We start from the raw sequence: 8,561 nt of genomic DNA on the forward strand, positions 1-8,561 counted from the left end.
AGCCAAGTCGCCTGCTCGGTGCGACTCGACGGTTAGCCGAAGAGCTCGCCGAGGCCTTCGCCCTCGTCGCCCTCGTCTTCCTCTTCTTCTTCCTCGGCGGCCTCCTCCTCGGCGGCCTCCTCCTCGGCTTCCTCCTCTTCCTCGGCCTCTTCGTCGCCAGCGGCGGCGCCGGCTGCTGCACCGCCCGCTGCGGGCGCTGCGGCGGCTGTCTCGATGGCCTCCTCGATGTCGACGTCCTCCAGCGCGGCCACGAGGGCCTTGACGCGGGACTCCTCGACATCGACGCCGGCCGCTTCGAGCACGGCCGTGATGTTGTCCTCGTTGATCTCCTCGCCCGATTCGTTCAGCGTGAGTGCAGCGTAGACGTATTCCATTGTACTGAGTTACCCGAACATCTCGCCGAGACCCTCGCCGGCGTCGTCGTCGTCGGAGTCGTCCTCCGGCTCTGAGTCCTCGGCGTCCTCGGCGTCCGTTTCTTCGTCGTCCTGTTCCTCCTCCGCGGGCGCAGGCTCCGGCTCGGGCGCGGCCGCGGGCGCTTCCGCGCCACGCAGCTCCTCGGGGAGCGCGTCCTCGTCTTCGACCTGGGTGGCGAGCGCACGCAGCTGTGCGTCTGCCTTCGAAAGTAGGTCGGGCATGAGCTCCTCGTCCTCGATAGCCGCAGCGAGTCCGAGTGCCTTCGCCTCGCCGGCCGCTTTTGCCAGCAGCGTCCCTGCGGTCCGCGCCGTCGGGTAGACAGCGTTGACCGAGAGGTTGCGGGCGGCCGCAGCGGCGGATTCGACGTCGGCGCGGTACTCGTCGATATCGAGCGCCAGCTCGTCAGGCTCGAACAGCACGCCGTCGGCGTAGACGGCGCGCAGGTCGAGACCGACTTCCTTGGGCTCGATACCCATCTCCGAGAGGACGTTGGCGAGGTCCGCCGAGACCGCCTCGCCCGCGTCGAGCACGTGCGAGTCCTCGGTGACCTTGATCGAACCTTCCATGATGCGGGCGGATGCCCCCACCGTCTGGAGTTCGCCAACGAACGGGCCGGGGTCGATCCCGGTGTCACCCTCGGGGATGACGATATCGTTGGGTGCGGTCTCGCCGGCGGCGATCGGCGCCGGCGTTTTCGAGGCTTCCAGCTGCTGGTAGAGTCCGAAGGGGTTGTCGTTCGTCCCGATGAAGCCGACTTCACCGGAGATCTCCGCAGCGAGCTGTCCGAGCCCCGACTCGACCTGCTCCACGGCGCGCGTCATGAGCGTGTTGCGGCTCATGCGCAGTTCGGCGTCGCCGTGAAGCCCGCGACGCATGCTCTGGAGCTGCCGGGAGGGGATGCCGGTGACGCCGACGACGCCGATGGCGTCGTAGCGTTCGAGATAGTCGACGAGCTCGTCGACCTCCTGCTGTTTCCACTCCGGCACCGCATCGGTTTTCCGGACACTTTCGGCTTCGCTCATGCGGGCACCTCCACTGCCGGACCCATCGTCGTTTTCACGTACATGGAGTCGATGTTGAGCGGCCCCTTCTCGAGGTCTGCTTCGAGTCGACGAACGATGACGTCGATGTTGTTGGCGACCTGTTCTGGGGTCATGTCCTGGGCACCGACACGAGTGTGGAACGTCCGTCGCTCACGCGAGCGAATCTGAACGGTGTTTTTCATCCGTTCGACCGTCTCCACGACGTCGTCGTCGGGCTGGAGGGGGGTCGGCATCTTCCCTCGAGGACCGAGCACGGTCCCGAGGTACCGGCCGATATCTTGCATCATCGCGGCGTCCGCGATGAAGAAATCCGTATCGTCGGCGAGGTCTTTCGCCTCGTCATCGTCGTCGCCGAGCTCCTCGAGCTCGTCTGGCCCGAGAACCTCGTCGGCGACGTCCTCCGCTCGCACGGCTGTCTCGCCGGTAGCGAAGACGACGATACGCGTCTCCTGTCCGGTTCCGGACGGGAGAACGACGCTTTCGTCGACCCGATTGGACGGGTCGTTCAGATCGATGTCGCGCAGGTTAATCGCGAGGTCGAGCGTCTCGGTAAAGTTCCGAGGCGGCGCGTCCTCGAGTGCGCGGAATACTGCTTCCTCTATTGTATCTGCCATCTTTCACCTCCGTAGTACGCGTAGGTAGCTCCTACGGGTGAGTGAAACAGGCCACGCCTGTCTCGTCGAAGACGACGGGGATGCGAGACTTAAAGCCGTCGAACTCGGGGACTGAAGAAATCGGGAGACTGCGGCAGGATGGCCTCCAGCGGGCGTTCGCTCTTTCCACGTTGCTGATAGCCGTGACCAGCCTGCCGGTTGGAGCTTCGACGACGAACGTGTGGCCACCAGTTCCCACGCCTGTCGAGGAATCCCACGTTCGTCCACCGATGAACCGACGTTCGCCCCAGGAAGGCCGCCGGTGCCGGAGTTCACCGGCAGAGGTATTAATATGATGTGAACACGCATGTCAACCAGCGGCAGCAAGCGGGCGGCGTGGCTGGCAGTTCCACACCCCACAGGAAAATCCCCACTTGCCTGGCAGCCGGGTCGAAGGCTCAGAGGCATGGGTGGCTCCCGACCGCTCAGTGTCCTGAACTACCCCCTTCGACCGCTTCACGGCGCCCCTTGACTTGCCGCGTTTCTCGTCGACGAGCCACTGGACCCGCAGGCGACAGCAACATCTATACCGCGAACTCCATAACTCACGAGCAACTCATGGAGGAGCGGACGCGGAGCTATCTTCAGGGGCGCTTCGGCGACTACTACAGCAGCGCCGACCTCGCGCTCCCGCCGGAGCCAGCCCGCCGCGAGTGGGGGCATATTCCCTACACCGCCAGCAAAGGAACGACGATGGTGCGACACCGCTCCCTGCTCGACATGGGCGGCGACGCCGCCGCTGTTCGGGAGTTCCTCACCCGCGAGGCGCCGAGACACGCCTACTTCTCGGCCGCGCGCTACGAGACCCCCGGCCGCAACGAGATGGACGAAAAAGGGTGGCAGGGCGCCGATCTCGTCTTCGACCTCGACGCCGACCACCTGCCGGGTATCGACCCGGAGGCGGTCGCCTACGCGGAGATGCTCGAGGCGTGTAAGGACGCGCTCGGTCGCCTGCTCGACCTGCTGATGGAGGATTTCGGCTTCGACGACGACCAGCTCCACATCGTCTTCTCGGGCGGGCGAGGCTACCACGTCCACGTCCGCGACGCCGGACTGCTCGAACTCGACAGCGGCGCCCGACGGGAGATCGTCGACTACGTTCGCGCGGTCGACCTCGACCGGGACGGTCTCGTGCGGACGGTCCAGCACGGCAACACCACCCGCCGGGTGCTCAAAACCGAAGGCGGGTGGGGCCGCCGCGTCCACGACCGGCTCGTGGCGTTCGTCGAAGCGCTTCGCGAGATGGACGAGGAGGACGCGATGGCGAAACTCACCGCGCTCGATGGCATCGGCGACGGACGCGCCTCGACCATCCTGGGCGCCGTACAGCGCAACCCCGAGGCTATCCACGAGGGGAACGTCGAAGCGGGCGGACCGGGCATCCGACGACTGGTCGAGGCGCTCACCGCGGCGGTGACGACCACCCAGACCGCGCCGATCGACGAGCCGGTGACGACCGACGTGCGCCGGCTCATCCGGCTCCCCGGCACGCTCCACGGCGGGACGGGGCTGGTCGTTAAACCAATCCCGCGGGAGAAACTTGCCGACTTCGACCCACTGACCGACGCCGTCGCCGACCGGTTCCGCGGTCAGCGCGTAATGGTCACCGTGACCGACCCCGGGCCGCTGGGCGTTGGCCCCGAAACGACTATACAGTCAGGTCCGCAATCAGTGGAGGAACACGTTGGCGTGTTCCTCATGGCGAGGGGACGCGCCGAGAAGGCGGCTGAGTGAGCACGGACCGGGCCGTCCGGGTCGTACGTCCGTTCCACCGGTTACCCACCAACTAATCACGCGCGCCGCCGACACCCCGGCCACCACAGAACACATGGATATCGACGAACTCCGCACCGTCCAAACGAAAGAACGACAGAAGGACAGCCTCCAGCATCTGCGGGACTCCTTCTACGAGGACGTTGCGGCGTACATCCAGGAGCTGAAAGCCCGCCGGACAGAGGCCGCCGAGACCGCCGCCGACCCGTTCTCGGACCCGGAGGTCTCCCAGCTCACCGACGAGATCGAGACCGCCGAGGACGTCGTCGAGGCGGTATACGAGCGCAGAGTCGGAAAGGTCGTCAAGCTCGCCTCCTTCGCCGCCGCGGAGATGCCCGTTGATGAGGAGGGACTGACGGTTCAGGAACGGGACCTGTTCGAGGACCTGGTCGGCCGAATCGGCGAGAACAAGGAGCGCGTTCTCGAGATCCTCGCCGGCGAGGGCGACAGCGGCCCGGCACTGGGGCCGACCGGCTCCGGACCAGTTGGCGCGGCACCCGATCCCACTCCAGGCCAGGAGACGCCGGACCAGCGCGGCCCCGAGCATGTCGCGGGCGGGACCAAAAGCGAGACGAGCGCCGCCGGGGACGAGGCAGCGGGAGGCGCCTCGCCGACAGCCGAAACGCCCTCGCGCGCAGAGCCCGCCGTAGCAACCGGTGACGCGGACGAGACGCGGGGACCGAACGCGGACCCGAGTCCAGAGCCGGAGCCGAGCCCGGACGACGCGCCGCCCGCTCCGCCAGAACGGACACCGGAGGAGGCACCACCGGAAACCCCCTTGGAGGAGGAGCCAGCCGAGCCGGAGCCGCCGGATGCACCCGAAAACCCGCCGCCCGAGCTAAATACGCGCGGCCGGCCGGACGGCGGCGTAACGACGGACGCCGGTCGACGAACGACCGTCCGCATCACCGCTGACGTGGGGCGACTGCTCGGGATGGACGACCGAGAGTACGACCTCCGTAGCGAGGACGTGGTCTCGCTCCCCGAGGAGAACGCGGACGCGCTGCTTCAGCGCGAAGCGGCAGAGGAGCTCTCGTTCTGACGCAACCCGAAGGCGTTAGTCCCTGCCCCCCGCAGCGTCGGCTATGCTCGAACCCGGCGACGACGCCCCCGCGTTCACACTCCCGAACCAGGACGGCGAGCCCGTCACCCTCGGCGAACTCGACAGCGAGTACACGGTCGTCTACTTCTACCCCCGCGCGGACACGCCCGGCTGTACGACCCAGGCCTGCTCGTTCCGCGACGACTGGGACGCCTACGAGGAGGCAGGCGTCGCGGTCGTGGGTATCAGTGACGACCCCGTCGCAGATCTCGCGGATTTCCGCGACAAGTACGACCTCCCGTTCAACCTGCTCTCGGACGAGGATGGCGAGGTCTCGGCGGCCTACGACTCCTACGGCGAGAAGAACGTGTTCGGCAACCAGGTGACGGGCGTGTTCCGCAACACGTTCGTCGTCGACGACGACGGTGACATCGTGGCGTGTTACGAGGGGGTCGACCCAGAGAACCACGCGGACGAGATCCTGAGCGACCTCGGTCTCGCCTGATAGTGATTACGGCGAATAGGTGCATCGACGGTGTCGAACGCCGCCGGTTCAGGGGCTCCCATCACCGACACGGATGGTTACGGCGGGACAGACTCGCAGTACTCACTATGAGTCAGGCAGTCCGGCCAGTGGTTAGGAGCGGCTGCTTCTCGCCCTGAGTGACTGAATCTCGTCCGCGACGGCGCGGCGGTTGATCACGAGGAAGCCGGCGATGATGAATCCGAAGCCGAGGACCGCCAGCGGGGCGAGTCGCTCGCCGAGCAGCGCCCACCCGGTCACCGTGGCCACCAGCGGGATGGCGTAGTTGACGAGGTTGACCGTGAACGGCCCCCGGCGTTTCAGCAGGACGAAGTAGGCGCCGTAGCCCAGCGAACTCCCGCCGACACCGAGATAGGCGATGGCGCCGACCGTATCGAGGCGAGTGGGGAGGGTCATCGGCTCGCCGATGAGCGGGCTGACGGTGTGAAACAGCAGCGCGCCGATGGCCATCGCCCAGCCGGTGATGGAGATGCTCCCCATCTCGGCGTCGAAGCGTCGGACCAGCACGCTCCCCGAGGAGACGGCGAGCACGGCGCCGAAGATGAGCAACGCGCCGAGGGCGGACTCACCCACAGCAGCCGTCGATGCCGTCGGGTCTGGGCGCGCGACGAGGGCGACGCCGATCAGCCCCAGTCCGACGCCGGCCATGTCCCTGGCGTCCAGCGCCGCACCCGCCAGGAGGAGCGCCGCGAACGCCGCGGTCATCACGGGGTTGAGGCTGTAAACGACCGAGGCGATGGAGCCAGTGGTGAAGCGCTGCCCGACGAACAGCAGGAAGCCGTTGCCGAACACCAGCAGCACCGCCGCGACGGCGATGGACTGCCAGTCCGTGCGAACCCTGGGGGTTTCGAGCCCGCCGATCATGGCCAGCCCACCGAGCGTGACGATCGCCCCCACGTCGAACCGGAAGCTGGCGAACAGAATCGGCGGCAGGTGAATGAGGCCCACTTCGATAGCGGTGAACCCTGCCCCCCACACGACCGCGAGCATCGCGAACAGCCCGGCATCCTCGTAGCGTGACACGGCGGTGGTAGCAGTCCCGCTGGCTTGAGCGTGTCCCTCGGCGGATTGGCCAATGCTCCCAATCGGGAGTGATACTTCTCTCTCAGGAGGGGTCCAGCCGTTCCCAGTCGGCGGCGACGACGAAGGAGAGAATGAGTCGGAGGCCAACAACGTCTCCCACTCCGCCGCAGGCGAACGCGCGAGTTCAGTAGCCGCGGGCGATGAGGTAGTCCGCGAGGTCAGCGAGCAGCTGCCGGGCCTCGTTCTCGGGAAGCACGTCCAGATGTGCCTTCGACCGGACGGTGAGCTCCTCGGCCTTCGAGCGGGCGTACTCGATGCTGCCCGCCTCCTCCAGCACCGCGACGGCCTCGGCGACTGCCTGCTCGGTCAGCTCGTCCGTGGTCTCGGCCTCGACGAGGCTGTCGACGTCGACGCCCTGCTGACGCGCGTGCAGCGTGATGAGCGTCTCCTTCTCGCCCAGCAGGTCCGAGCCGCGCTGCTTGCCCAGCTCCTCGCTGGGCACCGTCAGGTCCAGCACGTCGTCCTGAATCTGGAACGCGCGGCCCGAATCGATGCCGTAGCGGTAGAGCGACTCGACTGTCTCCTCGTCGGCGCCAAGCAGCGTCGCGGGAATGGCGGCGGACGCGCCGTACAGCACCGCGGTTTTCAGCTCCACCATCTCGAGATACTCCTCGGGGAGCACCTCGGTCCGGTTCTCGAACTCCACGTCGAGCTCCTGGCCCTCACAGATTTTCGTGCAGGTGCGGGCGAGCCGGTTGGTCGCCGCGAGGCCGTACTCGGGCTTGGCGCCCGTGTCGGTCATGAACTCGAACGCCTTGGCGTAGAGCGTGTCGCCGGCGAGGATCGCCGTTTCCTCGTCGTACTTCCGGTGGACGGCCGGGACGCCCCGACGGAGCTCGTCCTCGTCCATGATGTCGTCGTGGATGAGGGTGAACGTCTGGATCACTTCGAGCCCGACCGCGGCCCGGAGCAGGTCGACGTCCCCGTCGGAGAGCGTAGGGAACGCTCGGTAGTCGGCCGAACCCGGCTTCACGTCGGCGAGGGACTCTCCCACCAGGAGCGCGGCCGTGGGACGGAGTCGCTTCCCGCCAGCATCGAGGAGGTAGCGCGTCGCCTCGTAGAGGCGTTCGGGCTCCGTGATCGGGAGCTCCTCGTTGATGGCGTCGTTGACCCGCTCGCGGCGCTGTGTCACCGCGGCGAGCAGTCGTTCGACCGTCGCTTCGTCGCTCATCGTCACTCCGTGATCTGGATGACTTGACCGTTGCGCATGATGTGGAGGTCCTCACCGAGCGTGTACCCCTCGGACTCCGCGAGGTCGACGTAGTGAGCGAAGGCATTGAGGTCCTGGTGACCCGGGATGACGTTCTTCGGCTGGAGCGCCTGCAGCATCTGGTAGTGGCCCTCCTGATTCAGGTGGCCCGAGACGTGGATCTCGTCGTAGATGTGGGCGCCCTGCATCCGGAGCAGTTGCTCGGACTGGTAGCGCTGTCCCTCGTTGGTCGGCTCCGGGATGACCCGGGCGCTGAACAGCACCTTGTCGCCCTCCTCCAGGTCGTAGGGCGTTTCGCCGCGGCCCATCCGGGTGAGCATCGCGCGCGGCTCGCCCTGGTGGCCGGTGACGATGGGGAGGTAGTTCTCCTTGCCCTCCTTCATGATCCGCTTGAAGGTGCGGTCGACGGATTTCCGGTGGCCGTACATTCCCAGGTCGTCGGGGAAGTCGACGAAGCCGAGGCGTTCGGCGGTGCCGGAGTACTTCTCCATCGAGCGGCCCAGTAGTACCGGCTCGCGGCCGATCTTCTTCGCGAACTCGACGAGGCTCTTGACGCGCGCGATGTGGCTGGAGAACGTGGTGGCGACGATGCCGCCGTCGTAATCCTCGATGCTCTTCATCACGTCCCAGAGGTGCTCACGTGCGATGTTCTCGGAGGGGTTGCGCCCCTTCTTCCCCGCGTTGGTGCAGTCCTCGATGTAGGCGAGGACGCCCTCGCCCTCGCGGCCGATCTCGCGGAACCGCTCCATGTCGATGGGGTCGCCGATGACCGGCGTGTGGTCCATCCGCTTGTCGAGGC

General features: G+C 66.9%; 8 protein-coding genes and 1 pseudogene. 3 read left to right on the plus strand and 6 right to left on the minus strand.

Features of this window, described 5'->3' with window-relative positions:
* Window positions 1-32: 32 nt before the first annotated feature.
* Genes rpl12p through V5A38_RS13610 form a run of 3 tightly spaced genes read right to left on the minus strand, consistent with a single transcriptional unit; the run spans window position 33 to window position 2,071 of the window.
* On the minus strand, window positions 33-374 hold the full coding sequence (rpl12p, locus tag V5A38_RS13600) for a 50S ribosomal protein P1 (protein WP_332326307.1): 342 nt from the start codon (window positions 372-374) through the stop codon (window positions 33-35).
* Window positions 375-383: 9 nt separating this feature from the next.
* Entirely contained in the window at window positions 384-1,436 is a 1,053-nt protein-coding gene (locus V5A38_RS13605) for a 50S ribosomal protein L10 (RefSeq protein ID WP_332326308.1), read from the minus strand.
* Window positions 1,433-2,071: a 50S ribosomal protein L1 gene (locus tag V5A38_RS13610; protein ID WP_332326309.1), complete on the minus strand. Its 639-nt coding sequence runs from the start codon at window positions 2,069-2,071 to the stop codon at window positions 1,433-1,435. The genes V5A38_RS13605 and V5A38_RS13610 overlap by 4 nt, the downstream gene beginning before the upstream one ends.
* Before the next feature lie 597 nt (window positions 2,072-2,668).
* On the opposite strand from V5A38_RS13610, the gene priS reads away from it, so the two are divergent.
* The 3 genes from priS to bcp all read left to right on the plus strand — a co-directional run bounded on the left by priS (window position 2,669) and on the right by bcp (window position 5,430).
* Entirely contained in the window at window positions 2,669-3,844 is a 1,176-nt protein-coding gene (priS, locus tag V5A38_RS13615; RefSeq protein WP_332326310.1) for a DNA primase catalytic subunit PriS, read from the plus strand.
* A gap of 94 nt (window positions 3,845-3,938) precedes the next feature.
* Window positions 3,939-4,925 carry a hypothetical protein gene (locus V5A38_RS13620; protein ID WP_332326311.1) on the plus strand — a complete coding sequence of 329 codons (987 nt, stop codon included), beginning with the start codon at window positions 3,939-3,941 and terminating at the stop codon, window positions 4,923-4,925.
* 43 nt (window positions 4,926-4,968) lie between these two features.
* Window positions 4,969-5,430, plus strand: coding sequence for a thioredoxin-dependent thiol peroxidase (gene bcp, locus V5A38_RS13625; RefSeq protein WP_332326312.1), 462 nt, complete (start codon window positions 4,969-4,971; stop codon window positions 5,428-5,430).
* Window positions 5,431-5,562: 132 nt separating this feature from the next.
* On the opposite strand, the gene V5A38_RS13630 is transcribed toward bcp, so the two are convergent.
* The 3 genes and pseudogenes from V5A38_RS13630 to V5A38_RS13640 all read right to left on the minus strand — a co-directional run.
* Window positions 5,563-6,492, minus strand: coding sequence for an EamA family transporter (locus V5A38_RS13630; RefSeq protein WP_332326313.1), 930 nt, complete (start codon window positions 6,490-6,492; stop codon window positions 5,563-5,565).
* Window positions 6,493-6,676: 184 nt separating this feature from the next.
* Window positions 6,677-7,723: a polyprenyl synthetase family protein gene (locus V5A38_RS13635; RefSeq protein WP_332326314.1), complete on the minus strand. Its 1,047-nt coding sequence runs from the start codon at window positions 7,721-7,723 to the stop codon at window positions 6,677-6,679.
* 2 nt (window positions 7,724-7,725) lie between these two features.
* Window positions 7,726-8,561 (minus strand): annotated as a pseudogene (locus V5A38_RS13640) (ribonuclease J); the annotation flags it as partial.

The organism is Halolamina sp. (assembly GCF_036626355.1).
Lineage (GTDB): Archaea > Halobacteriota > Halobacteria > Halobacteriales > Haloferacaceae > Halolamina.

Coding starts and splice junctions, on each gene's coding strand:
- V5A38_RS13620 (WP_332326311.1), top strand. CDS start 3,939: ATGGATATCGACGAACTCCGCACCGTCCAAACGAAAGAACGACAGAAG.
- priS (WP_332326310.1), top strand. CDS start 2,669: ATGGAGGAGCGGACGCGGAGCTATCTTCAGGGGCGCTTCGGCGACTAC.
- V5A38_RS13635 (WP_332326314.1), bottom strand. CDS start 7,723: ATGAGCGACGAAGCGACGGTCGAACGACTGCTCGCCGCGGTGACACAG.
- bcp (WP_332326312.1), top strand. CDS start 4,969: ATGCTCGAACCCGGCGACGACGCCCCCGCGTTCACACTCCCGAACCAG.
- rpl12p (WP_332326307.1), bottom strand. CDS start 374: ATGGAATACGTCTACGCTGCACTCACGCTGAACGAATCGGGCGAGGAG.
- V5A38_RS13605 (WP_332326308.1), bottom strand. CDS start 1,436: ATGAGCGAAGCCGAAAGTGTCCGGAAAACCGATGCGGTGCCGGAGTGG.
- V5A38_RS13610 (WP_332326309.1), bottom strand. CDS start 2,071: ATGGCAGATACAATAGAGGAAGCAGTATTCCGCGCACTCGAGGACGCG.